Origin of the sequence: Streptomyces sp. NPDC088730, assembly GCF_044751215.1 — a bacterium.
Taxonomy (GTDB): domain Bacteria; phylum Actinomycetota; class Actinomycetes; order Streptomycetales; family Streptomycetaceae; genus Streptomyces.
Genome location: NZ_JBIVLK010000005.1, coordinates 213908 through 240449 on the forward strand (window position 1 = coordinate 213908; position 26542 = coordinate 240449).

The 26542-nt window shown below is 72.3% G+C and carries 22 protein-coding genes; 13 read left to right on the top strand and 9 right to left on the bottom strand.

Annotated elements, in window-relative coordinates; genetic code table 11:
• The first annotated feature begins 156 nt into the window (after positions 1 to 156).
• The 10 genes from ACIP89_RS18400 (at position 157) to ACIP89_RS18445 (ending at position 12191) form a co-directional block, all read left to right on the top strand.
• Positions 157 to 1614 carry an NCS2 family permease gene (locus ACIP89_RS18400; protein ID WP_401929046.1) on the top strand — a complete coding sequence of 486 codons (1458 nt, stop codon included), beginning with the start codon at positions 157 to 159 and terminating at the stop codon, positions 1612 to 1614.
• A gap of 35 nt (positions 1615 to 1649) precedes the next feature.
• Positions 1650 to 2801 carry an XdhC family protein gene (locus ACIP89_RS18405; RefSeq protein WP_402115702.1) on the top strand — a complete coding sequence of 384 codons (1152 nt, stop codon included), beginning with the start codon at positions 1650 to 1652 and terminating at the stop codon, positions 2799 to 2801.
• A gap of 106 nt (positions 2802 to 2907) precedes the next feature.
• Positions 2908 to 6663, top strand: a complete 3756-nt coding sequence (locus ACIP89_RS18410; protein WP_402115703.1) for a S8 family serine peptidase — start codon at positions 2908 to 2910, stop codon at positions 6661 to 6663.
• Positions 6664 to 6905: 242 nt separating this feature from the next.
• On the top strand, positions 6906 to 7208 hold the full coding sequence (locus tag ACIP89_RS18415) for an urease subunit gamma (RefSeq protein WP_401930200.1): 303 nt from the start codon (positions 6906 to 6908) through the stop codon (positions 7206 to 7208).
• Complete coding sequence (locus ACIP89_RS18420; RefSeq protein ID WP_401930198.1) at positions 7205 to 7543, top strand: urease subunit beta; 339 nt, start codon at positions 7205 to 7207, stop codon at positions 7541 to 7543. Before ACIP89_RS18415 ends, ACIP89_RS18420 begins: the two co-directional genes overlap by 4 nt.
• 1 nt (position 7544) lies before the next feature.
• The gene (locus ACIP89_RS18425; protein ID WP_402115704.1) at positions 7545 to 9248 is read left to right on the top strand and encodes an urease subunit alpha; all 1704 of its coding nucleotides are present in this window, start codon (positions 7545 to 7547) and stop codon (positions 9246 to 9248) included.
• 10 nt (positions 9249 to 9258) lie between these two features.
• On the top strand, positions 9259 to 9924 hold the full coding sequence (locus ACIP89_RS18430; RefSeq protein WP_401930195.1) for an urease accessory protein UreF: 666 nt from the start codon (positions 9259 to 9261) through the stop codon (positions 9922 to 9924).
• 49 nt (positions 9925 to 9973) lie between these two features.
• A complete protein-coding gene (gene ureG / locus ACIP89_RS18435; RefSeq protein ID WP_401930227.1) occupies positions 9974 to 10648 on the top strand; it encodes an urease accessory protein UreG in 675 nt (224 codons plus the stop codon).
• Positions 10645 to 11361, top strand: a complete 717-nt coding sequence (locus ACIP89_RS18440) for an urease accessory protein UreD (RefSeq protein ID WP_401930194.1) — start codon at positions 10645 to 10647, stop codon at positions 11359 to 11361. The genes ureG and ACIP89_RS18440 overlap by 4 nt, the downstream gene beginning before the upstream one ends.
• Before the next feature lie 86 nt (positions 11362 to 11447).
• A complete protein-coding gene (locus ACIP89_RS18445; protein ID WP_402115706.1) occupies positions 11448 to 12191 on the top strand; it encodes an SDR family NAD(P)-dependent oxidoreductase in 744 nt (247 codons plus the stop codon).
• Here ACIP89_RS18445 and ACIP89_RS18450 read toward each other — a convergent pair.
• Both ACIP89_RS18450 and ACIP89_RS18455 read right to left on the bottom strand, forming a co-directional pair.
• Positions 12178 to 13446, bottom strand: a complete 1269-nt coding sequence (locus ACIP89_RS18450) for an MFS transporter (RefSeq protein ID WP_402115707.1) — start codon at positions 13444 to 13446, stop codon at positions 12178 to 12180. The two genes, ACIP89_RS18445 and ACIP89_RS18450, sit on opposite strands and share 14 nt — an antisense overlap.
• Before the next feature lie 178 nt (positions 13447 to 13624).
• Positions 13625 to 14662 (bottom strand): hypothetical protein, encoded by a 1038-nt coding sequence (locus tag ACIP89_RS18455; protein ID WP_402115709.1) that lies wholly within the window; start codon positions 14660 to 14662, stop codon positions 13625 to 13627.
• 207 nt (positions 14663 to 14869) lie between these two features.
• On the opposite strand from ACIP89_RS18455, the gene ACIP89_RS18460 reads away from it, so the two are divergent.
• Positions 14870 to 15448 (top strand): dihydrofolate reductase family protein, encoded by a 579-nt coding sequence (locus ACIP89_RS18460; protein ID WP_402115869.1) that lies wholly within the window; start codon positions 14870 to 14872, stop codon positions 15446 to 15448.
• 141 nt (positions 15449 to 15589) lie between these two features.
• Here the strand turns inward: ACIP89_RS18460 and ACIP89_RS18465 are convergent, their stop codons facing one another.
• The 7 genes from ACIP89_RS18465 to ACIP89_RS18495 form a co-directional block, all read right to left on the bottom strand.
• On the bottom strand, positions 15590 to 16729 hold the full coding sequence (locus tag ACIP89_RS18465) for a zinc-binding dehydrogenase (protein WP_401931080.1): 1140 nt from the start codon (positions 16727 to 16729) through the stop codon (positions 15590 to 15592).
• Positions 16726 to 17028, bottom strand: a complete 303-nt coding sequence (locus ACIP89_RS18470; RefSeq protein ID WP_401930184.1) for a putative quinol monooxygenase — start codon at positions 17026 to 17028, stop codon at positions 16726 to 16728. Before ACIP89_RS18470 ends, ACIP89_RS18465 begins: the two co-directional genes overlap by 4 nt.
• Positions 17029 to 17033: 5 nt before the next feature.
• Entirely contained in the window at positions 17034 to 17693 is a 660-nt protein-coding gene (locus tag ACIP89_RS18475; protein WP_401930182.1) for a glycerol-3-phosphate responsive antiterminator, read from the bottom strand.
• 36 nt (positions 17694 to 17729) lie between these two features.
• A complete protein-coding gene (locus ACIP89_RS18480; RefSeq protein WP_401930180.1) occupies positions 17730 to 19283 on the bottom strand; it encodes an FAD-binding oxidoreductase in 1554 nt (517 codons plus the stop codon).
• The gene (locus tag ACIP89_RS18485) at positions 19280 to 20953 is read right to left on the bottom strand and encodes an FAD-dependent oxidoreductase (protein ID WP_402115711.1); all 1674 of its coding nucleotides are present in this window, start codon (positions 20951 to 20953) and stop codon (positions 19280 to 19282) included. The genes ACIP89_RS18480 and ACIP89_RS18485 overlap by 4 nt, the downstream gene beginning before the upstream one ends.
• Before the next feature lie 75 nt (positions 20954 to 21028).
• A complete protein-coding gene (locus ACIP89_RS18490) occupies positions 21029 to 22582 on the bottom strand; it encodes an FGGY family carbohydrate kinase (RefSeq protein ID WP_401930176.1) in 1554 nt (517 codons plus the stop codon).
• Positions 22583 to 22662: 80 nt separating this feature from the next.
• Complete coding sequence (locus ACIP89_RS18495) at positions 22663 to 24102, bottom strand: MFS transporter (RefSeq protein ID WP_401930175.1); 1440 nt, start codon at positions 24100 to 24102, stop codon at positions 22663 to 22665.
• Positions 24103 to 24876: 774 nt separating this feature from the next.
• Here ACIP89_RS18495 and ACIP89_RS18500 point away from each other — a divergent pair.
• Together ACIP89_RS18500 and ACIP89_RS18505 are read left to right on the top strand one after the other, a co-directional pair.
• Positions 24877 to 25110 carry an acyl carrier protein gene (locus ACIP89_RS18500; protein WP_401930173.1) on the top strand — a complete coding sequence of 78 codons (234 nt, stop codon included), beginning with the start codon at positions 24877 to 24879 and terminating at the stop codon, positions 25108 to 25110.
• Positions 25107 to 26354: a beta-ketoacyl-[acyl-carrier-protein] synthase family protein gene (locus tag ACIP89_RS18505; RefSeq protein WP_402115712.1), complete on the top strand. Its 1248-nt coding sequence runs from the start codon at positions 25107 to 25109 to the stop codon at positions 26352 to 26354. Before ACIP89_RS18500 ends, ACIP89_RS18505 begins: the two co-directional genes overlap by 4 nt.
• Positions 26355 to 26542: the final 188 nt, after the last annotated feature.

Here is a 26542-nt window from a genome sequence, read left to right on the forward strand (position 1 = left end):
GGAACCACCGGAAGACAGCAGTACCCGTACATCCACTCTGCATGAACAGTTCGTCTCGGGCCGTCCCCCGGGTCGTGCCGCCCGCGCAGTCATCCCAAATCCCGCATTTCGAATCTCCATCGCGGGTGCCCCTGTGAACCTTGGGAGTCAGGCATCATGACCCAGCAGTCAGTGGAGCCCACGACCACCGCGGAGGAAGCGGGCCCCGGCTCGCACGTCCCCGCCGGCAGATCGTGGCTCGACCGGTACTTTCACATATCCGAGCGCGGATCGACCGTCGCACGCGAAGTGCGCGGCGGAGTCACGACCTTCATGGCCATGGCATACATCCTGCTGCTCAATCCACTCATCCTCGGCGGCAAGGACGTGGACGGCAACATCCTCAGCCAGCCGGGACTGATCACCGCGACCGCGCTCGCGGCGGCGGCGACCACCCTGCTGATGGGTTTCGTCGGCAAGGTCCCCCTCGCGCTCGCCGCCGGGCTCAGCGTCTCCGGCGTCCTGTCCTCGCAGGTCGCCCCCGCCATGTCCTGGCCACAGGCCATGGGCATGTGCGTGATGTACGGACTGGTGATCTGCCTCCTGGTGGTCACCGGTCTGCGTGAGCTGATCATGAACGCGATCCCGCTCGCGCTGAAGCACGGCATCACCATGGGAATCGGCCTGTTCATCGCGCTCATCGGCCTCTACAAGGCCGGCTTCGTGGGCAAGGGCACCGGCACCCCGGTCACCCTCGGCCCGGCCGGTGAACTCGCCGGCTGGCCCGTCCTCATCTTCGCGGTGACGCTGCTCCTCATCTTCATGCTCCAGGCCCGCAACATCCCCGGCGCGATCCTCATCGGCATCGTCGTCGGCACCGTGGTCGCCGTCGTGATCAACAAGCTCGCCGATGTCGACCCGAAGATCTGGAGCAGCGGCCCGCCCGAGCTCAAGGGCTCCGCGGTCTCCAATCCGGACTTCTCGCTCTTCGGGGACGTCCAGTTCGGCGGCTGGGGCGATGTCGGCGCGATGACCGTCGGATTCATCGTCTTCACCCTCGTGCTGGCAGGCTTCTTCGACGCGATGGCCACCATCATCGGCGTCGGTACGGAGGCCAAGCTGGCCGACGACAAGGGCCGCATGCCGGGCCTGTCCAAGGCGCTGTTCATCGACGGCGCGGGCGGTGCGATCGGCGGCGTCGCCGGCGGCTCCGGGCAGACGGTCTTCGTGGAGTCCGCGACCGGGGTCGGGGAAGGTGCCCGCACCGGGCTCGCCTCCGTCGTCACCGGCCTCTTCTTCGCGGCCTGCCTCTTCTTCACCCCGCTCACGGCGATCGTGCCGGCCGAGGTGGCCTCCGCCGCCCTGGTCGTGATCGGCGCCATGATGATGCAGAACGCCCGCCACGTGGACTGGAGCGACCGCGCCGTCGCCATCCCGGTCTTCCTGACCGTGGTCCTGATGCCGTTCACCTACACCATCACCACCGGTGTGGCGGCAGGCGTCATCTCCTGGGTCGCGATCAAGGTCGCCCAGGGCCGGGCCCGCGAGGTCGGGGCCTTCATGTGGGGGCTGACGGTGATCTTCATCGTCTACTTCGCGCTCCATCCGCTCGAAAGCTGGCTGGGCGTCAGCTGACGCCCTCCCTTCACACATCCGTCAAGGAGACCGAGATGCTGGACATCGCCGAGGAGCTCGACCGATGGGCCGGGCAGGGACGCGATTTCGCGGTGGCCACCGTGGTGGCCGTCGGGGGCAGCGCGCCGAGGCAGCCGGGCGCCGCACTGGCCGTCGACCGCGACGGCACGGTGATCGGCTCCGTCTCCGGCGGATGTGTGGAGGGCGCGGTGTACGAACTGTGCCAACAGGCCCTCGAAGACGGCATCACCGTCCGGGAGCGGTTCGGCTACAGCGACGAGGACGCCTTCGCGGTCGGCCTGACCTGCGGCGGCGTCATCGACATCCTGGTGACACCGGTCCGGGCGGACGACCCGGCCCGCCCGGTGTACGCCGAAGCCCTCGCCACGGCCGCCCGGGGGGAGGCGGCCGCGGTCGCCCGGGTCACCGAGGGGCCCGCCGAACTCCTCGGCCGGCCCCTGCTGGTCCGCCCGGACGGCGCCCACGAGGGCGGGCTCGGGGGACACCCCGAGCTCGACCGCACCGTCGCGGCCGAGGCCCGCGCGATGCTGGACGCGGGCCGCACCGGCTCCGTCACCCTCGGCGCCGACGGCTCGCTCTGCGGGCAGCCCCTCACGCTGCTCGTCGAGTCCAGCGTCCCGCCGCCCCGGATGATCGTGTTCGGGGCCATAGACTTCGCCGCCGCGCTGGTGCGGGCCGGGAAGTTCCTCGGCTACCACGTCACGGTGTGCGACGCCCGGCCCGTCTTCGCCACGAAGGCACGGTTCCCGGAGGCGGACGAGCTGGTCATCGAGTGGCCGCACCGCTACCTGGCCAGGACCGTCGTGGACGCCCGCACCGTCCTGTGCGTGCTCACCCATGACGCCAAGTTCGATGTCCCGCTGCTGGAGGCCGCGTTGAAGCTGCCGGCCGCCTACGTCGGCGCGATGGGCTCGCGCCGCACCCATCTGGAGCGCAACGAACGGCTGCGCGAGGCCGGGGTCACCGAACTCGAACTGGCCCGGCTGCGGTCGCCGATCGGGCTCGACCTGGGCGCCCGGACCCCGGAGGAGACCGCCCTGTCCATCGCCGCCGAGATCGTCGCCGACCGGCGCGGCGGCACCGGCGTCCCGCTGACCGGCGCGCACACCCCGATCCACCACAACGCGACCGCGCCGCCCGCCGGGCGGATGGCATCAGTGGCCTGATCAGGCCCTCTCGGACGCCCGAGCCGACCGGCGGGTTGCCGCCACGGCACATTCACGCCAGGGGTGAACCTCACCGCAGCCCGTGATTTACCTTTAGATCAGCTGCATGACATTCACCCCCTCCACTGTCTCCGGCAGGGCGAGACCCGCTCGTGCGGGGCGCAGAGCCCTCCTCATAGCGACCTCCGTCGCCCTGGTGAGCGGCGCACTGCTCCCCGCCACGGGCGCCGCCGCCGCGGCCGCCGGTCGGTCCCCGTCCACCGGCCACCCGGCCGCCCCGGTCAAGCAGTACGACATCACCCTGCTCACCGGTGACGTCGTGCACTACGCCGACGGCGCCGGCAAGCAGGACACCGTCACCGTGGACCGCCCCGACGGCGCGGCGGGCGGCGTGCACGTCCAGCAGGCGGGCGACGACACCTACGTACTGCCCGACGAGGCGGCGGCCCTGATCGCCGCCGGCAAGCTGGACCGCCGGCTCTTCAACGTCACCGCGCTGGCCAAGATGGGCTACGACGACGAGAAGTCGGGCGGCATCCCGCTGATCGCCACCTACCCGGCGAGCAAGGCCCGCTCGCTGCCCGCCGCGCCCCGGGGCAGCAAGACGGTCCGCCGGCTGGAGAGCATCCACGGAGCCGCGCTGAAGGCGGCCAAGGCCACCACCCGCGCCTTCTGGGACGACATCGCGACCACGCCCGGGGCCCGCTCGCTGGACAACGGCATCGCGAAGCTCTGGCTCGACGGCCGGGTCGAGGCCGCGCTGAAGGACTCCGTCCCGCAGGTCAACGCCCCGCAGGCGTGGGCCGCCGGCTACGACGGCAAGGGCTCCAAGGTCGCCGTCCTGGACACCGGCATCGACGCCGACCACCCGGACGTCAAGGACCGCGTCCTGGAGTCGAAGAGCTTCGTGCCCGGCGAGGAGGTCGACGACAAGAACGGCCACGGCACGCACGTCGCCTCCACCATCGCGGGCTCCGGTGCCGCCTCCGACGGCCTCAACAAGGGCGTCGCGCCCGGCGCGGACCTGATCGTCGGCAAAGTGCTGAGCGACGAGGGCTCCGGAGCGGACTCCGGCATCATCGAGGCGATGGAGTGGGCCAAGGCGGAAGGCGCCGACGTCGTCTCCATGAGCCTGGGCTCCAGCGTTCCCGACGACGGCTCCGACCCGATGTCCCAGGCCGTGAACTCCCTCTCGGCCGACGGCGGACCGCTCTTCGTGATCGCGGCGGGCAACGCCTACGGCGCGGGCACCATCGGCTCGCCGGGCTCCGCGGACAAGGCGCTCACCATCGCCGCCGTCGACAAGCAGGACAACCGCGCGGACTTCTCCTCCATGGGCCCGCTGACCCGCAGCTACGGCCTGAAGCCCGACCTCTCCGCGCCCGGCGTCGACATCAACGCCGCCGCCTCGCAGTCGGTCCCCGGCATCGAGGGCATGTACCAGTCGATGTCCGGTACGTCGATGGCGACGCCCCACGTCGCGGGCGCCGCGGCCATCGTCAAGCAGCGTCACCCCGACTGGTCCGGCCAGCGCGTCAAGGACGCGCTGATGACCTCGTCGAAGGAACTGCCGGACTACACACCGTACGAGCAGGGCACCGGCCGGCTCGACGTGAAGGCGGCGATCGACACCACGATCGAGGCCACCGGCTCCGTCGCGGTCGCCTCCTACGCCTGGCCGCACTCCGACTCGGACCCGGTCACCGAGCGCACCATCACCTACCGCAACACCGGTGCCAAGGACGTCACGCTGGACCTGGCGACCGACACGGACGCCGACGCCTACACGCTGTCGGTGAAGCGGCTGACCGTCCCGGCCGGTTCGACCGCGCAGGCCGTCCTCTCGCTCGACCCGAAGAAGGTCGCGAACAACACCACCTTCTCCGGGCAGGTCGTCGCGAAGGACGCCTCGGGCGCCACCGTCGCGCACACCGGCTTCGCGCTCAACAAGGAGCAGGAGCTCTACGACCTGACGCTCCAGCTGCGCGACCGCGCGGGCAAGCCGATGGACGGACAGGTCGTCATCGCCGCCCTGGGCGACGAGAACCTCAGCGTCGTCGCCGTCTCCGGTGACACCACGCTGCGCCTGCCCCCGGGCAACTACACCGCCTGGACCGCCGCCGACGTCAAGGGCGACACCGCCGACTCGCAGGCCCTCGCCTTCCTGGCGGCCCCCGAGATCATCCTCGACAAGCCGACGAAGGTCACCCTCGACGCCTCCAAGGCCCACAAGGTCAGCGTGAAGACGCCCAAGGAGACCGAGAACCGCCAGCTGCGCTACGACATGGCGCGCACCGCACCGGACGGCACCGTCCAGCGCGACGCGTACCAGATCCCGCTGACGTACGACCAGCTGTGGGCGAGCCCGACCAAGAAGGTCACCCAGGGCAGCTTCTCCTTCCTGACCCGGTGGCGGCAGGGCGAGCGGCAGTTCGACCTCACGGCGGACGGCAAGGACGTTCCGGTCACCGGCCAGCTCGGTTCGCCCGTCGACGAGGACAGCCGCAAGAAGTTCGAGACCGTCTTCGCGGGCAACGGTGCCACCGCGGACTACCGGGGCCTCAAGGCCAAGGGCAAGGCGGTCGTGGTGCGCCGCAGCGACGCGGTGGCCCCCGCCGACCGGATCGCCAACGCGGTCGCCGCGGGCGCCAAGGCGCTCTTCGTCGTCAACGACGGCGACGGCGTGCTGATGGAGTCCTACACCGAGGACGGCACCCCGGTGGCCATTCCGGTCGCCACGGTGCGGCGCCTGGCCGGCGACACGCTCGTCAGGACCGCCCAGCGCGGCAAGAAGGTGACCGTCGAGCAGCGGAAGTTCGCGCGCTACGTGTACGACCTGGTGGACCGCCACGACGGCACGATCCCCAACCGCTCGCTGGCCTACGCCCCGTCCGCCCGTCAGCTGGCGAAGGTGGAGAACACCTTCTACGGCAGCCGCGACATCGTCGGCGTCGGCTTCCGCTACGACATCCCGGACTACGGTCCGGGCATCGGCTTCGACGAGTACGAGAAGTTCCCCGGCACCCGCACGGAGTGGGCCACCCCGCTGTCCGGTGGCTCGTTCTGGTACGAGAACCACTCGGTCCTCAACGACGAGAACACCGACACCGCGCTGGAGGAGCGCAGCGGAACCCTGGACTACCGGGCCGGCCGCAGCTACCGGGACGAGTGGTTCGCACCGGTCAGCCGCCCGAGGCTGGGCACCGGCTACTGGGGTCCGTTCCGCTCCTCCTACAACGACATCCAGTTCAACATCACGCCGTGGACGGACTCCGGCACGGGCCACTCCGGCTCGATGCCCGACAAGGAGTACGACAGCGGCACCATCGCCTTCTTCCAGGGCGACAAGCAGCTCAGCAAGTCGGCCGGGCGCGCGGGCTACGCCTGGGACCTCTCGCCGGAGAAGCTCCCCTACCGGCTGGCGCTCGACGCCTCGCGCGACGAGGGGACCTGGAAGACCTCGGTCCGCACGCACACCGAGTGGAACTTCCTCTCGGGCGCGCTCGACCCGTCCGGGCCGTCCCAGGCCGATATCCCGCTGCTCCAGCTGGACTACGACGTCAAGACCGACCTGGCCGGTGACGTGAAGGCCGGGAAGACGACCGAGATCGGTCTCTCGTCCACCACGCAGGAGTGGCTGGACGGTCCCGTGAAGGCGACGAAGGCCTCGCTGTCGGTCAGCTACGACGACGGGAAGACCTGGAGCGCGGTGCAGCTGAAGAAGGACGCGGCCGGTTCCTGGACCGCCCGGTTCAAGACCCCGAAGAAGGGCGCCACCGCGGTTTCGCTGAAGGCGCACGCGGAGGCCGGCAGCGGCTTCTCCGTGGACCAGGAGATCATCCGGGCCTTCGGCCTGAAGTGACCTGCTGAGCTCCGCTCTTGAGGCGGCCGCGCACCCCGGACCCGGGGTGCGCGGCCGCCTTTCGCATGGTCGGATGATGACCAAAATTTGTCTGCTTTGCCCGTATATAGTGGGTCATGATGCAAGAAAGGGACTTTTTGCGGTGCGGTGCGAGTTGCCACGGCGCCATCCGGAGGTTTATAAGAGGAACGTGGCCAAGGCGATTCCGGGAATTCCGGGGACTGCCGCCATGGAGGTTTCCCATGTTTCTCACTCCGTCCGACACGGAGAAATTGCTGCTGAGCGTCGCCGGAATGGTTGCCCGCGACCGGCGGGAGCGCGGCGTACGTCTGAACTACCCGGAGGCCGTCGCCCTGCTCGCCTGCTGGGCGATGGAACGTGCCAGGGAAGGGGCCCGCGTCGTGGACCTCATGACCATGGGCCGGTCCGTCCTCACCCGCGCTGACGTGCTGGAAGGCGTTCCCGAGATGCTGCGCGACGTCCAGGTCGAGGCGACCTTCCCGGACGGGCGCAAGCTCGTCACGATCACCTCACCGATCCCGTGATCCCCGGCGAGATCCGCACCGGGCCCGGCGTGGTCCACCTGAATTCAGAACGGCGCGCATTGCGGCTCACCGTGGTGAACGACGGGGACCGCCCCATTCAGATCGGATCGCATTTCCATTTCTTCGACGTGAATCCGGCCCTTTCCTTCGACCGGCCGCAGACCGAGGGATTCCGGCTCGATATCCCGTCCGGCACCTCGCTGCGTTTCGAGCCCGGCGTCGGCGCGGAGATCACCCTCGTCGAAATCGGCGGACGCGCGACGGTGCCCGGCATCGTCGTCCGCACCGCGCCCTGGTCCAGGGGCGCGCAGGACACCGCGACGGAGGGCGTGTGACATGGCACAGCTGACCCGTGCCGCCTACGCGGCGTTCTACGGCCCCACCACCGGCGACCGCATCCGGCTGGCCGACACCGACCTCTGGATCGAGGTCGAGGAGGACCGCTGCTTCGGCGGCGACGAGGCGGTCTTCGGCGGCGGCAAGTCCATCCGCGAATCGATGGGCCAGGCCACCACCCCGCGCGCCGACGGCGCCCTCGACCTCGTCATCACCAACGTCGTGGTCCTGGACCACTGGGGCATCGTCAAGACGGACATCGGCATCCGGGCCGGCCGCATCGTCGCCCTCGGCCGCTCCGGCAACCCCGACACCGGCGACGGCGTCCACCCCGAGCTGGTGATCGGCCCCGGCACCGACGTCGTCTCCGGCGAGGGCCGCATCCTGACCGCCGGAGCCGTGGACACCCACGTCCACTTCCTGATGCCGGAGACCCTCCACGAGGCCCTGGCCACCGGCACCACCACCGTCATCGGCGGCGGCACCGGAGCCACCGAGGGCTCCAAGGCCACCACGGTCACCCCCGGCGCCTGGAACCTCGCGATGATGCACCGGTCCCTGGACCGCGTTCCGCTCAACATCATGCTGTTCGGGAAGGGCTCCACCGTCGGCGCGGAGGCCCTGCGCGAGGCCGCGCTCGGCGGCGCGGGCGGCTACAAGGTCCACGAGGACTGGGGCGCCACCCCCGCCGCCATCGACGCCGCGCTGAAGGCCGCCGACGCCTACGGCCTCCAGGTCGCCCTGCACGGCGACAGCCTCAACGAGGCCGGCTACGTCGAGGGGACGCTCGACGCCATCGCCGGACGCGGTATCCACGTCTTCCACGCCGAGGGCGCGGGCGGCGGCCACGCGCCCGACATCATCACCGTCGCCTCGCACCCCAACATCCTCCCGGCGTCCACCAATCCGACGCTCCCGCACACCGTCAACACCGTCGACGAACACCTCGACATGCTGATGGTCTGCCACCACCTCAACCCGCGCGTCCCCGAGGACCTCGCCTTCGCGGAGTCCCGCATCCGGGCGAGCACCATCGCGGCCGAGGACATCCTGCACGACATAGGGGCCCTCTCCATCACCTCCTCCGACGCCCAGGCCATGGGCCGCATCGGTGAGGTCATCTGCCGCACCTGGCAGGTCGCCCACGTGATGAAGCAGCGCTTCGGCGACCGGGGCAGCGAACTGCCCGCCGACAACGAACGGGCCCGCCGCTACGTCGCCAAGTACACGATCTGCCCGGCCGTCGCCCACGGCATCGACCACGTCATCGGCTCGGTCGAACCGGGCAAGCTGGCCGACCTGGTGCTCTGGGACCCCGCGTTCTTCGGCACCCGTCCCGCCGCCGTGATCAAGGGCGGCATGGTGGTGTACGCCCCGCTGGGCGACGCCAACGCCGCGATCCCCACCACCCAGCCCGTCCTGCTGCGCCCCACCGCCGCCGCCGGGGCCGCCCCGCACCTCTCGGTCAGCTTCGTCGCCCCGGCCGCCCTGGCCGACGGGCTCGCCGAACGCCTCGGCCTGGAGCGCGAACTGGTCGCCGTACGCCCCACCCGCCACCTCACCAAGGCGGACCTGCCGAACAACACCGCGCTCCCGGACATCCGGGTGGACCCGGAGACCTTCGCCATCCACATCGACGGAGAGCTCGTCGAACCGTCACCCGCCACCGAACTGCCGCTGTCCCAGCGGTACTCCATGTTCTGATGGGGTACTGATGGGCGCACTGGCACCCCTGCTGCTCGGCGACGGACGGCTCCCGGTCGGCGCGTACACCTACAGCGCCGGCCTCGAACCCGCCGTCGTCGCGGGCCTCACCCGCGACCGCGTCCCCGCACTGCTGAAGGCCCGGCTGCACACCACCGCCCGCACCGAGGCGGCCGCCGCCGTCCTCGCCCTGCGGGCCGCGCTGGGCGACCCGGTCGACTACGGCCCCGTGCAGCGGGCGCTGGCGGCACGGACCCCGGCCGCCCCTCAGCGCGAGACCTCCGTGACGCTCGGCCGGGGCGTGCACCGGCTCGCCCGGCGCCTGGCCCCCGGTCATCCGGCGGTCACCGCGCTGACCGCCATGCGCCCCCGCCCGATGCGGCCGGTCGCGCTCGGCGCCCTGGGAGCCGTACTGAACGTCTCGGAGCAGGAGCTGGCGCACGCGGTCGTCTACGACGAGCTCCAGACCGTCGCGTCCGCCGCGCTGAAACTCCTGCCCGGCGACCCGCTCGACTCGGTGTCCTGGATCCTCGCCGCGGAACCCGAGGCGGCAGCGGCGGCGGCCGCGGCCCTCGCCGTCCGGACCCCGGACCAACTGCCCGCCCGAACCGCCGCGCTCACCGAACAGTGGGCGCTCGAACACGCACGACGCGAACGGAGACTCTTCCTTGCCTGAGAACGAGACCACCACCGGGCAGCAGCCCAACCCCCACTTCCACGAGCCGCTGAACCAGCCCCGGGCCCTGCGCCTGGGCGTCGCGGGACCGGTCGGCACCGGAAAGAGCTCGATCCTGGCCACCCTGTGCCGGGAGCTCGCCGGTGAACTCTCCATGGCGGTGGTCACCAACGACATCTACACCGACGAGGACGCCCGCTTCCTGCGCTCGGCGGGCGTACTGCCCACCGAACGCATCCGCGCCGTCGAGACCGGCGCCTGCCCGCACACCGCGATCCGCGACGACGTCAGCGCCAACCTCGACGCGGTCGAGGACCTGGAGGAGGCGTACGGTCCACTGGACCTGGTGCTCATCGAGAGCGGCGGCGACAACCTCACGGCGACCTTCAGCCCCGCCCTGGCCGACGCACAGCTCTTCTGCATCGACGTCGCGGGCGGCGGCGACGTCGCGCGCAAGGGCGGCCCCGGCATCACCGGCGCCGACCTCCTGATCGTCAACAAGACCGACCTGGCCTCCTATGTGGAGGTGGACGTGCCCGCCATGGTCGCCGACGCAGAGGAGGCCAGGGGCGGGCTGCCCGTCCTGGCCCTGTCCAAGAAGGACCCGGCCTCCGTCGCCGAACTCGCGGACTGGGTGCGGTCCCTGCTGGTCCGTCACCGCTCGGGCACCCACATCCCCACCGACCCCGGCCCGATGGCGCCGCACAGCCACGAGCACCCGTGACGGAACCCACCGTCGTCGCCGTGGAGCGCGACGGCGACGGACGCCACCTCGCCCGCGAACTGCGCGACGGCGCCTTCCTCGCCCCCCGGCCGCTGCTGCCGTGCTCCGGCCGGATCCGGATCGCCCTGGCCGGCATCCGGGCCGGACTCCTGGCGGGCGACGAGCTGACCCTGGACATCTCGGTCGGTCCGGGCGCGCACCTGGAGCTGGTCGAGCCGGCCGGACTCGTCGCCTACGACCACCGGGGCGGCTCCGCCCGGTGGCGGGCCCGGATCGACATCGCGGAGGGCGGCGAACTCACCTGGCACGGCCTGCCGTTCGTGGTGTCCGACGGAGCGGACGTCGTCCGCGCGATGGATGCCAGGCTGGCCGCCGGGGCCCGGATGCTGTGGCGCGACACGCTGGTCCTGGGCCGCTCCGGGGAGCGCGGCGGGCGGATCAGGGCCACGACCCGGGTGACGTACGAGGGCCGGGAGCTGCTGGTCGAGGACCTCGACCTCACGGACCCCGACGTGCGCGAACTCCCCGGACTCCTCGGCCCGAACCGCGTCATCGGCTCGGTCGCCGTACTCGGCGCGACACCGCCCGGACCGCCGCACCCCTACCGGATGGATCTGGCCGGGCCCGGTGCGCAGGTGCGGCTGCTGGACACGGTGGCCCCGGCCGTCGAGGCGGAGCTGACGGAGGTCTGGGAGTCCTGGCTCACCAGTTGATATGCATCATGCACACGAGGTGTATGGTGCATAGTGAGGGTGCGGGGCGGGGCGCGCCCGACACAGCGAGTCGGAGGAACAGCGCAATGACACTGGAGAACAAGGTCGCCGTCGTCACCGGAGGCGCATCGGGCATCGGCGAGGCCGTCACCCGGGTCTTCGCCGAGCGGGGCGCGCGGGTCGTGGTCGTCGATCTCCAGCAGGAGGCAGGGGACGCCGTCGTGGCGGACCTCGGCGAAGCGGTGGCGTTCGTCCGGGGCGACGTCTCGGACCGGGCGGTCGCCGACCTGGCGGTGGCCACGGCCGTCGAGCGCTTCGGCGCCCTGGACATCCTGGTGAACAACGCCAGCGCCTCCCGGGTACGGCCCTTCACCGAGCAGACCGAGGACGACTGGAAGCTCGCCCTGGACACCGGTCTCTTCGCCACCCGCAACTTCATGCTCGCCGCGTACCCCGAGCTCCGGAAGAGCCGGGGCGCGGTGATCAACTTCGGCTCCGGCGCGGGCATCGACGGCCAGCCGAACCAGGCGTCGTACGCAGCCGCCAAGGAGGCGATCCGCGGACTGAGCCGGGTCGTCGCCAACGAGTGGGCCGCCGACCAGATCCGGGTCAACGTCGTCTCGCCGATGGCGATGACCGCGGGCGTCGCCGCCTGGGCCGAGGCCAACCCCGAGCAGTACGCCGGCTCCGCCGCCAAGGTCCCGCTCGGCCGCTTCGGTGACCCGCGCACGGACGTCGCCCCCGTCATCGCGTTCCTGGCGAGCGACGACGCCCGTTACATCACCGGTCAGACCCTGATGGCCGACGGCGGAGCGATCAAGCTCCGCTGACCCGGCCTCGGCCCCGGACCCCCGCTTCCGTGCGCCGGGAGCGGGGGCGCGCCGACGCCGCCGCGCACAGCAGCGCGGGCGCCGCCGCCAGGGCGAAGCACAGCGCGAGCGGCAGCCGCCCGACGAGCAGCCCGACCGCCGCGGTGCCACCGGAGGCCCCGGCGTTGAACGCGGTGTTGACCCAGGCGCCCGCCTGGGTGCGCCGGGCGGGGTCCACGGACTCGTCCGCGATCAGATACGCGGTGGTGAGGACCGGGGCGACGAACAGACCGGCGACCGCGACGACCGCGACCAGTACGTACAGCCGGGGCGAGAGCCCCGCGACCGTCAGCGCCGCGCTCATCCCCGCGGCCGCCGCCACCAGCCGCGTCCGGTTCGTCGACTTCCACCGGACCGCCCCGTACGCCAGACCGCCGACGGCGCTCCCGGCCGAGAGGGCGGCCAGCACCCAGGACACCGCCGCCGCCTGGCCGCGCTGCTCGGTGAACGCCACCACCAGCAGATCGAGCGCCCCGAGGCAGATCCCGACGGCGGCCGTCACCAGCACCGTCCGGCGCAGCTCCGGGATGCCGTGCAGACGCAGCCGGTGGGCGGCGGGGGCGTCGGCCGGGGCCGGTCCGGGCCTCGCGTGCTCACGCGGCACCGCCGGGGACGAGACCAGCGCCAGCGTTCCCGTGAACACCAGCAGGGCGCCGGCCAGCACGGCGGCCGCCGGCCGGCCCGCCTGCACGATCAGGCCCACCAGCAACGGGCCCGTGACGTAGAGCAGTTCCTCGGCGACCCCGTCCAGGCTGTACGCGCGGCGCAACAGCTCCCGGTCCGGTACGAGAGCGCTCCACAGCGTCCGCATCACCGGACCCAGCGGCGGAGTGACGACACCCGCCGCCACGGCGAGTACCCCCAGGGCGAAGGGCGGAGCGCCGGGCCGCCAGGTGGCCAGGGCGAGCACGGCGAGCACCGCCGCGTAGAGCCCCGTCATCGGTGGCAGGACCCGGCGCGGCCCGAACCGGTCGATCAGCGCGGCGCGGGCGGGGGAGAGGAAGACGCTGGCGGCCCCGAACAGGGCGGTGGCGGCGCCGGCCGCGGAGTAGGAACCGGTGGCGTCCTTGACGGCCAGCAGCATGGCCAGCGGGACCATCCCGTACGAGAGCCGCCCGAGCAGCGCGGCACCGAAGGCGCGTGCGGCACGGGGGGTGCGCAGGACGGTGGCGTACGAAGGCGTGCGCGAGGGCGCGGAAGAAGAAGAGGCGAGCACGTTGACATTCCTCGTGAGGGCAGCGCGGAGACACGGCGCTGCGGGCATGCGGGACACCGGAGTGCCGCACCCGGGTTGACGGGTGCGGTCAGTGCGGGGACCTATACGCGCGGAGGAGTCATGCGGGCAAGCTAGCAGAGCGGGCGGCGCTCCGGCAGGGGGCCTCCGGTCTGCCCGGTCACGTCGAGGTGTGGCCGGCCGCCATGATGTCCTCGGCGGCCGCCCACAGCCGGGGCAGGTACCGGACGACCTCCTCGCGGCGGGCCAGGATGTCCGTGGTGCCGGTGATGCCGGTGAGCTCGGCGACGGCCTCCTCGAACGCGGGCAGCCGCGCGGCGTGCAGGGCGGGGGCGTCCACGGCCAGCACCGTGTGGCAGCGGGCGAGGGTCGCGACGATCCAGAAGACCGCTTCGCGGTGGTCGCCCCGGTCCAGGAGTTCCAGGCTGCCGTCCACGGCGATGGGACGCGCCTGCGCGGAGAGGTCGCTGCTGAAGAAGAACGGCGTGCGCGCGACCGGGACCGTGGCGTCGAACGTCCTGGCCAGCTCGGCCGCATGGTGCCGCACCCGCCCCTCGGCGACGTCCGCGCAGCCGAGCAGTCCCAGCAGCTCCGGATAGAGCTCCGGCCGCCCGTACGCGTTCAGGACGTCGCGCACGGCCGGGTAGCGCAGCCGGACGGTGGGGTTGCGCAGGGCGGCGACCAGCAGGACGTGCGTGGTGACCCCGGTGGGGAACATCCAGGCCGTCACCTGCTCGTGGAAGGGTGCGGCGGCGTCGAACGCGGCAAGGCGGCTCTCGACCCGGTGCCGGGCGTCCAGGCACCGGCGGCGCACCCAGTCCCGCCCCGCGAACCGGGGCGCGACCTCCGCGTACAGCGCGCGCAGCCGGCCGGTGGGATCGTCGATGACCGTGTCCGTGCGGAAGCCGCCGGCCAGATGGTACGAGGAGAGCACCGCCGCCGGGTCGCGCAGCTCGGCCCAGGGTACGCAGGAGATCTCCAGCAGGACGCCCTCGTAACGGAGTTTGCCCGGCTTGGCGGGCGGCTCGTCCTGCGCCGTGACGACCATGACATCGACGTCGGAGGAGGGCGCCAGCTCGGCGTCGTCCGGCTTCCCCACGGTCGACCCGCTGAAGTACGCCCCCTGGTAGCCGGGAGCGGGCCGGGCGTGTGCGGCCACCCAGCGGACCGCGGCGGCGCGTGCCGCTCCGACTGTCACCACGGGACTCCTCGCGACCGCTCTGGGCCGGGCGGACCGCGCGGCCCTTCGTGATCCGCCCCTTCCCGGAAGATCTACGCGGCGCACCCGTGGCCGTCAAGCGGTCGCGGTCTCCTCCCGCCCCTTCATGGATGTTCGACCGGTATTGTCTGATTCGTTCCTCCGCTCCGTCCCCGATTCCGATGCTTTCGACCGGTGAGGTCCGCGATGCGCAAGGTCATCTATTTCATGTCGATGTCCCTCGACGGCTATATCGAGGGGCCGGACAAGGGCATCGACTGGCACCAGGTCGACGACGACCTGCACCACGCCCTCAACGAGCGGCTCGCCGCGATGGGCGGATTCCTGCACGGCCGGGTCGTCCACGAGCTGATGGCGGATTTCTGGCCCACCGCCGACCAGGACCCGGCCGCCGCCGGGCCGACGGCGGAGTTCGCCGTCATCTGGCGGAACATGCCGAAGTACGTCTACTCCCGGACGCTTCAGCGGTCGGACTGGAACACCACCGTGGTCCGTGAGGTCGTCCCGGAAGAGGTGCTGGCGCTGAAGGAGCAGCCCGGCGGCGACCTGGCGCTCGGTGGCGCCGGTCTGGCCGCGTCCTTCGCGGCGCTGGATCTGATCGACGAGTACTGGGTCTACGTCCACCCGGTCCTGATCGGCCGGGGAAAGCCCATGTTCCCGCTGACGGACACCAGGACCTTCCTGCGGCTCACGAGCACCGAGGCCTTCGGCAACGGGGTCGTTGAACTGCGGTACGAGCGGGTGGAAAAGCCCCCGGAGGGCTGACCGCCACGCGGGTACGGCGCATCTCCCACCGCGAGACCGTCACCCGGCGGAGCCCGCTCCGCGCCTGGTGAGGCGCCCGGCCCAGGCCCCTTCCCGCCTGGTGAGGCGCCCGCCGGACAAGCGGGCGCCTCCGGGTGAAGCTCAGCCCTTCAGCAGCCCCGACGTATCCAGCACCTGGCGGATCGCCCGCCCCGAGGCCAGCTCCTCCATCGCGTGGTTGACGTCGTCCAGCGCGAGGGTGCCGGTGTGCATCCGCTCCACCGGCATCAGCCCGGCCCGCCAGAGGTCCAGGAAGCGCGGGATGTCGCGGCGGGGCACCGCGTCACCCATGTACGAGCCGAGCAGGGACTTGCCCTCGCCCGCGAAGGCCAGGGCCGGGACCTCCAGCATCCGGCCGGGGGCGGGCAGGCCCACCGAGACCACCTTGCCGCCGCGGGCCACGGCGGCGAGGCACTCGGCCATCACCTTCGGGCTGCCCACCGCCTCCACCGCGACCTCGGCGCCGCCGGAGGTCAGTTCGCGGATCGCGCCGATCGCCTCCTCGGGGGCGTACGCGTGGCTCGCGCCGAGGCGCAGGGCCAGTTCCCGCTTCTCCGCCACCGGGTCCACGGCGACGACCGGATAGCCGCCCGCCGCCCGCGCGCCCAGCACCGCCGACAGGCCGACGCCGCCCAGCCCGTAGACCACCGCCGACTGGCCGGGGCGCAGGGCCGCCGTGTTGATGACCGCGCCGGCGCCCGTCAGGACCGCGCAGCCGAACATCGAGGCCACCGTGAACGGGATGTCCCGGTCGATCGGCACCACCGACTCCTGGGCGACCACCGCGTGACCGGAGAACGCGGAGACGCCCAGCTGGTGGTGGACCGTCGCGCCGGAGGAGTCCGTCAGCAGGGAGGGGCCGTGCAGCAGGGCGCCCGAGCCGTTCGCCGCCGCGGCCTGCGCACACAGCGCCGGCCGGCCGGCCGCGCAGTCGGCGCAGAAGCCGCAGCTCGGCACGAAGACCAGGGCGACGTGGTCACCGGGGGCGATCCGGCGCACGCCCGGACCGGTCTCCTCGACCACCCCGACCGCCTCGTGCCCGAGGGCCATCGGCAGCGGCCGGACCCGGTCGCCGTTCACGACCGAGAGGTCCGAGTGGCACAGGGACGCGGCGGCGACGCGGACCAGCACCTCGCCCTCGCGCGGGGCGCCGAGGTCCAGTTCCTCCACCTCGACCGGACGGGACTCCGTGTAGGGGCGGGACGTCGATATTCCGCGCAGCACGACGGCCCGGGTCTTCACGCGTCCACCTCGTCACGGGGGGCGCAGCGCAGCACGTCGCGGCTCTCCAGGAGCGGGACGACCTTGGAGAGGACGATCTCCTGGAAGTGCGGGGTCGCGCAGTGCGCGGTGAAGTCGGCCTCGGTGGCGTACTCCTCGTAGAGCACGATCGCCCGCGGGTCCTCCGTGCCCTGGTGGACCCGGTAGCCGAGGTTCCCGGGCTCCCGGCGGGAGGCGGCGGCCATGGTGTCGAGGAGCGGGAGGACGGTGTCCTGCTCGCCGGGCCTGGTGCGGTACCTGGCCACTACTACGTACGTCACGGGGGTTACTCCTGGGGTGGTGCGGGCCTCTTGAGGGCCGCGGGCGGTACCGGCGGCAGCTGGTCGCGGCGCAGGTGCCAGAGGCGGGGGTCGGAGGTGGCGGCCGCGGCCGAGCCGAGGGCCAGCGCGAGCGCCACGTCCGCGGGGGATTCCACGAAGCCCGCGGCCACCGAAGGGGACATCGCGCGCTGGGCCTGCGCGGTCATCCGGGCGACGATCGGGGCGGGCATGATCTCGACCAGGTCCGGCGCCCCGCGCGCGATCGCGTCGGTGGAGCGGCGCAGGTTGGACCGGTCGGTGACGAACACCTTCATCATCGTCAGCAGGCCGAGCGGGCGGCCCTTCTCTATGAGTGAGAGCCGGGTGCTGACGACGCCGTGCGCGCCCATGTTCTTGATGAACTCCAGCGCCCCCCGGTCCTGGGCCAGACCGGGGCTGCTGTCGACGTTCACGAACACGGTCTTCCCCGCCCGGCCCAGCGCCGGTACGACCTGGGGCAGCTGCCCCACGGCGAACGAGGCGAGGATGCACACCTTGGCCGGCGCGGTGAGGAACTGCCGCAGCGGCTGGGCACCGACGACCGACGCGACGACCGGCACCTCGGCGAACGCCGCGGTGAGCCGGGGGTCGAGCCGTGCGCCGGACCGGGACGGGGAAGAGGTCATGGCAAGCCTGACTGGAAGAGGGTTCGCGGTTTCCGGTCAGTTGAGCGGAGGCGTACCGAATCGGCTGGGAAGACCCAGTTTGCCAGGGTTGAGAATGCCCGCCGGGTCCAGGGCCGCCTTCACCGCGACGAACGTGGCGAAGCCCGCGCCGAGGGATTCCGCCAGGTAGGGGCCGCGCAGCAGCCCGCAGCCGTGGTGGTGGCTGAGCGCCGCCGCGTGGCGGACGAGGACGGCGTTGGCGGCGTCCCACACCGAGCGGTACCAGTCGCGCCGCGACTCGGGCGCCACGTCGCCGCGCAGCGAGAAGTAGACGCAGGCGCCGTCGGTGTAGGCGTGCGACTGGTGTGCGGAGGCGGCCAGGGTGCCGGGCACCGACTGGATCGCGGCGACCACCTCGTCGTAGATCACCGGCAGGTCGGCCCAGGACGCGGCCATCTCCAGGGTGTCCGCGACGAAGCCCGGCCCCGGTGTGAAGCCGTCCGCCGACTTGCCGACGAGCATCCGCTCGTCCAGCCAGCGCTCGAAGACCGCCCTGGAGTCCAGCTCGGGCCCGTAGGCGGAGCAGACCTCGGCCGCCACCTTGATCGAGGCGTCCACGACCGCCGGGTCGCCCTCGTCCGCGATCAGCAGGAGGTTGGTCTCCGGGTGGCCGAAGTGCGTGCCCGACTCCAGGGCGTCGTACAGCCGCAGCACGGCCGGCGTCGCGCCGCGCTGCATGATCTCGCGGCAGGCGTCCAGTCCCTCCGCGAACGTCCCGAAGCCGAACGCGACCGCGTTCGCGTACTCCGGCAGCGGGTGGACGCGCAGCCGCGCCGAGACGATGACCCCGAGGGTGCCCTCCGAGCCGACGAACAGCTGGCGCAGGTCGGGGCCGACCGCCGCGCGGGCGTAGTCGCCGTAGGTGGCGCGGGTGCCGTCCGCGTGGATCACGTCCACCCCGACGACCATGTCCTCGATCTTGCCGTAGCGGGTGGAGAGCTGGCCGGCGCCGCGGCAGGCGATCCAGCCGCCGACCGTGGAGACGGCGAACGCGGAGGGCCAGTGGCCGGTCGTGACCCCGTACTCCTCCTGGAGCTGCTTCTCGAAGAGGTCACCGAACATGCCGGCCTCGACGTCCACGACGTTCGAGACGGCGTCGAAGCCGGTGATCCGGTTCAGCGCGCACACGTCCAGCACCACACCGCCGAAGACGGGCAGCGCCGCGCCCGTGACGTTCGAGCGGCCCGCGGACGGGGTGACCGGGATGCCCGCCCGGTGGCAGATCCGCAGCACGGCCGCGATCTGCTCCGCGTCGGCGGCCTCGACGACCACGGCGTCCGGCGTCGCGGGACGGCCCTCCGTCTCACCGATCATCGAGCCGGCCCACCAGTCGCGGGTCCGGGTGACGACCTCCTCGCGCTCCACGTGCACGGCGTGCGCGACCTCGCGCAGCGCCTCGACCACGCTGTCCGGGACCTGGACGGGATCGACCTGGAGCGCGGCCTCGCCGTCCCCGACCGGGGTGTTCCGGGCCCACTTGGCGAGGCTCGGGGCACCGACCGTGTAGTCGCCCCGGTTGAACGGATGGGTGATGGTCTGACGGCTGATCATGCTGCTGCCCCTTCGAGGAGTACGGACTTTTCGTGACGGACGGCCGCGAGGTACTCGGAGACCGAGCGGTCCACCTCGGCCTCCGTGAGGTTCAGTTCCCGGCCGAGGATCGCGCCGACCTCGCCCGCCGCCTCGGCGGAGGCGTCCCGGGCGAACAGCCGGGCGCGGGTGCGGCGGGAGAGGACGTCGTCGACCGAGCGGGCCAGCTCGGCGCGGGCCGCGTACACGACCTCCGCCCTGGTGTAGGGGAGGCCGTCGACGATGGGCCGGGCCAGCGTCGGGTCCTCCTGGATCAGGTCGCCGACGAAGCGGGCCTCGGTGCCGAAGCGCTCGCCCAGGTGGGCGGCTATGCCGCCGGAGGCGGCCACGGCCTCGGCGTCGTAACCCGCGCCGCCGAGCAGCGGAAGGTCCGTGGTGCGGCTCTTCCCCTTGCGGCCGAGGACCGTCATCACCTTGTCGATGACGAGCTCGCCCATGTGCCGGCTGGTGGTGAGCTTGCCGCCGGTCACCGTCACCATGCCGGTGCGGCCGATGCTGATGTGGTGGTCGCGGCGCATGTCGAGGGTCGCGCCCTCCTTGCCGCCGACCAGCGGACGCAGCCCGCCGATGGACCCCACCACGTCGTCCGGGGTGAGCTTCCCCTCGAAGGCGGTGTTGGCGCCCTCCAGCAGGAAGTCCATCTCCTGACGCGTGCAGTGCACATCGTCGGGGGAGCCCTGGTAGTCCTCGTCCGTGGTGCCCAGCACGACGCTGTTGCCCCAGCGGGTGCAGGTCGCGCGGCGGGCGCGGCCCGGGATCGGCACGGTGACCGTGCAGTTGATCCGTACCTTGTCCCACGGCACCACGATGTGCACGCCCTTGGCGGGGCGGACCTGCGGCCGGTGGCCGTCCACGGCCTTGGCGTCCAGCTCGTCCGTCCACACCCCGGTGGCGTTGACGACGGCCCGTGCCCGGATGTCGACGCTGTCGCCGTCCACCTCGACCCGGGCCCCGGCGACCTTGCCGGCCTGCATCAGCAGGCCCTCGGCCTTCGCCCCGTTGAGGACGGTCGCCCCCAGCGCGGCGGCGGTCCGCACGATGGTCAGGACGAGCCGGGCGTCGTCGGTGCGGGCGTCGAAGTACATCAGCCCGCCCTGGAGGTTCTCCGCGCGCAGCGTCGGCGCCTGCGCGAGGACCTCCGGCACGGTGAGCCGCTGGTGGAGCTTGCCGATCCGCCAGCCGCCGACCAGGTCGTACGTCCACAGAAGTCCCTCGAAACCCTTGGCGAGGCGGGCGTCGAAGATGCCCTCCTTCTCCAGGATCGGGAAGAGGAACGGCAGCCGGTGCACCAGGTGCGGGGCGTTCTTGCGGAAGCGGTGCCGCTCCAGCAGCGAGTGGCGCACGAGGTTGACGTTGCCCTGCTCGATGTAGCGCAGCCCTCCGTGCACCATCTTGGAGGACTTCGACGAGGTGCCGGAGGCGAAGTCGTCCTTCTCGACCAGCGCCGCGCGCAACCCGCGCGAGGCCGCGTCGAGCACGGCGTACGCGCCGGTGATGCCGCCGCCGATGACGAGCACGTCGTACGTGTCGTCGGCCAGCCTGCGCTTGGCCGCCGCGCGGTCCAGCAGCAGGGGTGTCCGGCGGGTGGCCGCGGCACTGCGCCGCGGCTTCCGGGCGGGCATGGTGATCACAACATCAACTCCTGGTGTTTCGGTGCGGCGGCCGCGTGGTCGGGTAACCGGCCGCCGGCTGACGGTGAGGGGCCGTCAGTGGGGGGTGAGAGGGGTGAGCGCGGGGTCCTTCAGGTGGGCGATCAGCACGTCGCGCCAGGCGGCCCGCTGGGCGGTCCGTTCGGCCGCGCCGAGTGACGGCTCGAAGATCCGGCCGTGCGGCTGCGCCTCGACGACCTCTTCGAGCGAGCCCCACAGGCCCTGGGCGACCCCGGCCAGATAGGCGGTGCCGCGCAGGCTCGCGGTGGCCGAGTCGGCGACCCGCTCCAGCGGCAGGCCGGTCAGGTCGGCCTGGATCCGCAGCAGCGGATCGCTGCCCGCGACCCCGCCGCCGACCCGGAGCCGGGTGAACGGCGCGTCCATCGTGGCGGCGACCCCGTCGATGAGGTCGCACACCGAGTGCGCGATGCCGTCCAGGACGGCACGGGCCAGATCGGCCCGGGTGGTGGCGAGGGTGAGCCCGGTGAGGGCGGCGGTGGCCTCCGGATGCCATACCGGCGTACGGACCCCGGCGAGGGCCGGGACGAAACGCGGGGTGCGGCCCGGCCGGGTGGGGACCCGGCCGGCCTCCTCACCGAGCTCCTTCGGCGAGGCGAACAGACCCAGGTCGTCACAGAGCCAGCGCAGCGCCGAACCCGCCGTGGAGGTGTAGGCCTCCAGGCTGAAGTGGCTGATGTCGCCCTGCCGCCGGCCGGGCTGGGCGAGCACCCCGGAGATGTCCGGCCGGGGCAGGGCGGGCGTGGTGCCGGTCGCCGCGTCGACGAAAGCGCCGGTCCCGTACATGCACATGCCCTGACCGGCGGCCAGGCCGCCGAGCGCGATCAGTGCGGCGTGCTGGTCGCCCATGGAGGCGGCCAGCGGGACGGCGATGCCGAGGGCGGCCGGGTCGGTGGTGCCGAATCCGGCGTCGTCCGAGCGGAGTTCCGGAAGCAGGTCGAGGGGGAAGCCCAGGTGGCCGATCCACTCCTCGTCCCAGGCGTGCCGCTCCAGCAGATAGCCACCGCTGGAGGCGGCGTTGGTCGGGGTGGTGGCGTGCACGGCGCCACCGGTCAGCCGCCAGATCAGCCAGGTGTCGACGGTGCCGAAGAGCAGCCGGCCCTCGCGGTGGGCGGCGGCCGCCTCCGGGTGCTCGGCGATCTGCCGGGCGGCCCAGAGGAACGGCGCGCGGGCGCCGACCGGCCGGCCCTGGCGGGCGGTGAGGAGGGTGTCCCACTCCGCCTCGTGCGCGGTGAGCTCGGCGGCGTACCGCCGGTCCTGCCACACCACGGCGGGCAGCAGCGGCCGCCCGGTGACCCGGTCCCAGAGCATCGCGGTGGCCCGCTGGGTGGAGAGCGCGACCGCGGTGACCGCGATGCCCTCCGCCCGTGCGGCGCCGATGGCCCGGCGCGCCACCTCCAGGGTGGCGGTCCAGATCTCCATCGGGTCCTGCTCGACCGAGAGGTCGTCCGGATGGCTGACCTTGATCGACCGGTAGAACACCTCGTGGGCGGCGCCGGAGTCGAGGACGACTCCGGCCCTGGTGCCGGTGGTGCCCTCGTCGATGGCCAGCACACCGCGCCGTGGGGCGGCGCCGGGGAGCGTCTGCGTCATTGCAGCCCTTTCATTGCGAGCATCGCGAGCTGTACGGAGGGGGAGCGACCATCGTGTGGTGCGGCAGGCGCGGCGGACGGTCAGCGCGCGGTGGAGCCCGCTGATTCCCGTTCGTCTGCGGGGGCGGCGCCGGTCGCCGCCGCCTCGTCGGGCGACGCGGCCCTCATCGGGTCCCACTTGATGGCCAGGCAGGTGATCATGCCGAGCAGCGGTACGACGGAGAGGACCAGGAAGGTGTCGGCCAGCCCGAGCGACTCCTTGATCTGCGGGAAGAGGTACAGCCCGGCGACACTGCCGAAGCTGCCGACCATCCCGGTGACACCGGTACCGAGCGCCCGCACGTCACTGCTGTACGAGAGCGCCGCGATGGACTTGCCGTTGGCGCCGGGGCCGGCGGAGTGGCACAGGATGAACAGGACGGGCAGCAGGAACGCGACCGCCGTCGGGACCTTCTCGAAGGTGAGGCCCATCGCGATCAGGGCGACGAACACCCCGGCGAAACCGGCGGCGGAGCTGAGCCGCAGCCCGAGCCGGCGGCCGAAGTACGCGGACAGCAGCCCGCCCGCGATCCCGAAGGCGTTGAAGACCATCGATCCGATCGTGGCCTTCTCGAAGCTCTCGCCGAAGATCGTCAGGCTGATCAGCGGGAGGTACCAGCCGACCGCGAAGTACTGCATGGACTGCCCGAGCGAGATCACCGAGGACAGGATGGTGCGCGGCAGGTACTCGCCCCTGAACAGCAGCCCGGCCTGGCGGAAGCCGATGGCGGGGGCCTCGGTCGCGGCGCGGGTGGCCGCGTCCGGCTTCCCGGCGACGGCCTTGATCCGGTAGATCCGGTCCAGGTTGAGGACGGCTTCGTCGAGCCGGCCCTTGCTGGCCAGCCAGGTCGGGCTCTCCCTGAGCATCAGCCACTGGCCCGCGAGCAGAGCGAGGGCCACGACCGCGGCGGACCCCACCGACCAGCGCCAGATGTCCGCGCCGACGTCCAGGTTGAAGAAGAGCAGGGCGAGCGCGAGGTTGCTGGTGGTGGCGACGTACCAGACGGCCTGCCACAGGTTGAGCCGGCCGCCGAGCTTGGCGGGGGTGTATTCGGCGAGGAGCGCCATGGCGACGGCGAAGTCGATGCCGTACGCGATGCCGACCAGGACCCGGCCGAGCCAGACCACCGTGAAGTCACCGGCGAACGCGGCGAGCAGGGCGCCCGCGATGGCGAACACCTTGGCGATGAGCAGCGGGGGGACCCGGCCGATCCGGGTGGCGAGCCAGCCGCCGATGGGGTTGAAGATGATCGCCAGGGCCGGAGCGGTGGCCGTGAGGATCGAGACCTGCGTGCTGGTGAGCTCCATCTGGGACGTCATCGGTCCCAGACCGGCGCTCAGCGCGGCGTTCGAGTAGGCGTCGAGGAACAGCCCGCCGAATACGAGAAACCAGATGACTTGCGCCCGGCCGGTGATCTTTCCCAGCCCATCGATGAGCGCAACGACGTCGGCGACGCCTTTGACGCTCGGACGTTGTGCCATGAATCCGCCTTCGAGGAAGACCCATCGGCGGCACGGGGAGCACAAAAAACAGGCATGACGAAACCACCGACAGGTGGTCTATGTCTGTGCCTGTCAAAACACTGCGGAAAGCGCCGCAGCACGTGAAGTGCGACTACACGAGGAGCGTAGGAAGGCGCCGGGAGAAACGTCAAGGGTTTCCGGCGGGTTACCCAAACGTGACGTCGGGGTGTTTCCGCACGTCATGGGCGAGAGGCGGGCCCCGCCTACGACCGGGTCCGTCGGCGCCCCGCCCGCAGCGCCGCCGCGTAGGCGGCGAAGCCCGGCCCGCCGGGGGAGGCGTCGCGCCCGTCCGCCGGGAAGGTGCGGACCATGGGCGGCGTGGCGGGCGGCGGCCCGCTCCGGAGGCCGGTGCGGCGGGGGTGAGGACGAGGGGAGAGGAACGGTCCCCCGGGCCCGGGGCCGGGGGCCGCGGAGCCCGCTCGGATGATCCACCGCTTATCCAGCACCCAGGACATGACAATCGGCGCACTCCGTGTCGAACTCGCTCTCACCTCAATGGAGTTGACGCGCGGATATCGGCGCATGCGTCCGGAGCCCGGCACCGGCCGGTCCCGGTCCGGGTGCCGGGGGATTCGTACACCTGCCCATACCCCCCACCGCACGGGGGAACGCGGACCGGAACCGCCTCCCGCAGGGCGTATAAAGGGTCCCTCCGGACCGGCCGGCGTCCCCCGATGGCAGTGACCTCTCACGCGGCAAGGCGTCACCGCGTACGACAGCGGAGGAGTGCCCATGAGCACGGCAGACGAGATCAGCACCTTGCTGGTGGCGAACTTCGGAACCGACCCCGCGGCGATCCGCCCCGAAGTGTCGCTCCGTCAGCTCAGGCTGGATTCACTGGCCCTGGAAGAACTGCGGCTCCTCATCGAGGACCGGATGGGCGTCGACCTGGACGACGTCCAGCTCACCTCGCGCGACACCGTCGGCCAACTGGTCGACGCGGTGCGCGCCAAGGCCGCCGCGTGAACGGCCGGTACCGCCCCGAGCCGTTCGCCGCCGCCGTCACCGGGATCGGCCTCGTCACCGCCGCGGGCGTCGGCACCGACGCCACCTGGCGCGGGGTGTCGGAGGCCACTGCCACGCCCTCGGTCCCGCACCGGCCCGAACTCCAGGACCTGCCCTGCGACTTCATGTACACCATCACGGACCTCGATACGCGGGCCATCCTCGGGGTGGCGAGCCAGCGGCTGATGGACCGCTTCTCGCAACTCGCCGTCATCGCCGCCCGTGAGGCCGTGGCCGACGCCGGACTCGACCCCTCGGTCTGGGACAGTTCCCGCGTCGCCGTCGTCATCGGCTCCGCCCACGGCGGACTGCCCTTCTACGACCAGCAGCACACCGCCCTCACCGAGCGCGGCGCCCGCCGGGTCTCGCCCAAACTCGCCCCGCTCACCGTCGTCAACGGCGCCGCCAGCAGCGTCGCGACCGACCTCGGCGCGCACGGACCCAGCCAGGCCGTCTCCACCGCCTGCTCGTCCGGCACCGTCGCCATCGGCACCGCACACCAGATGCTGCGCACCGGGGCCTGCGACATCGTCGTCGCGGGCGGCGCCGAATCGGTCTGCTCCCGGCTGCTGATCGCCAGCGCCTGCCAGCTGAAGGCCGTCTCCACCCGCCGGGACGACCCCGAGTCCGCCTGCCGCCCCTTCGACACCCACCGAGACGGCTTCGTCATCGGTGAGGGCGCCGGACTCCTCGTCATGGAGCGCCCCGAGCACGCCCGCGCCCGCGGCGCCACCGTCCGCGCGCACATCGCCGGCTACGGCGCGTCCAGCGACGCGTACTCCGCCGTCGCGCCCGACCCCGAGGGCCTCGGCATCGAACGGGCCCTGCGCGCCGCCCTCGCGGACGCCGGAATCGGCGCCACGGACATCGGACACGTCAACGCGCACGGCACCTCGACCGTCGCGAACGACCTGATCGAGGCGGTGATGCTGCGCCGGGTGCTGGGCACGCACCCCCTCGTCACGTCCACGAAGGCGATGACCGGGCACGCCCTCGGCGCCGCGGGCGGCATCGAGACCGCGCTGACCGTGCTGGCCCTCCAGCACCAGCTCGTGCCGCCCACGGTCAACCTGGACGCCCCGGACCCGGAGATCCCGCTCGAAGTGGTGAGCAAGGAGGCCCGGCCCGGCGTGTTCGACGCGGCCGTCAAGACCTCGCTCGGCTTCGGCGGCCACAACGCCGCACTCGTCCTCACCAGGGCCTGACCGTGCGGCCCCTCCCCGAGGCTGTCGGGTGGCCTCCGTCCGTGCGGCCACGCCCCGGCACGCACTCTCCCAGGCTCTCGGCCTCGCTCCAGCAGGGAGGGGCCCGCTCCGGCGTCGTCGTCGGCCACCAACTCCCCCACAGCTGAAGACATGGGGGACCCCCTTCGCGTTGACTCACTCCTCCGCCT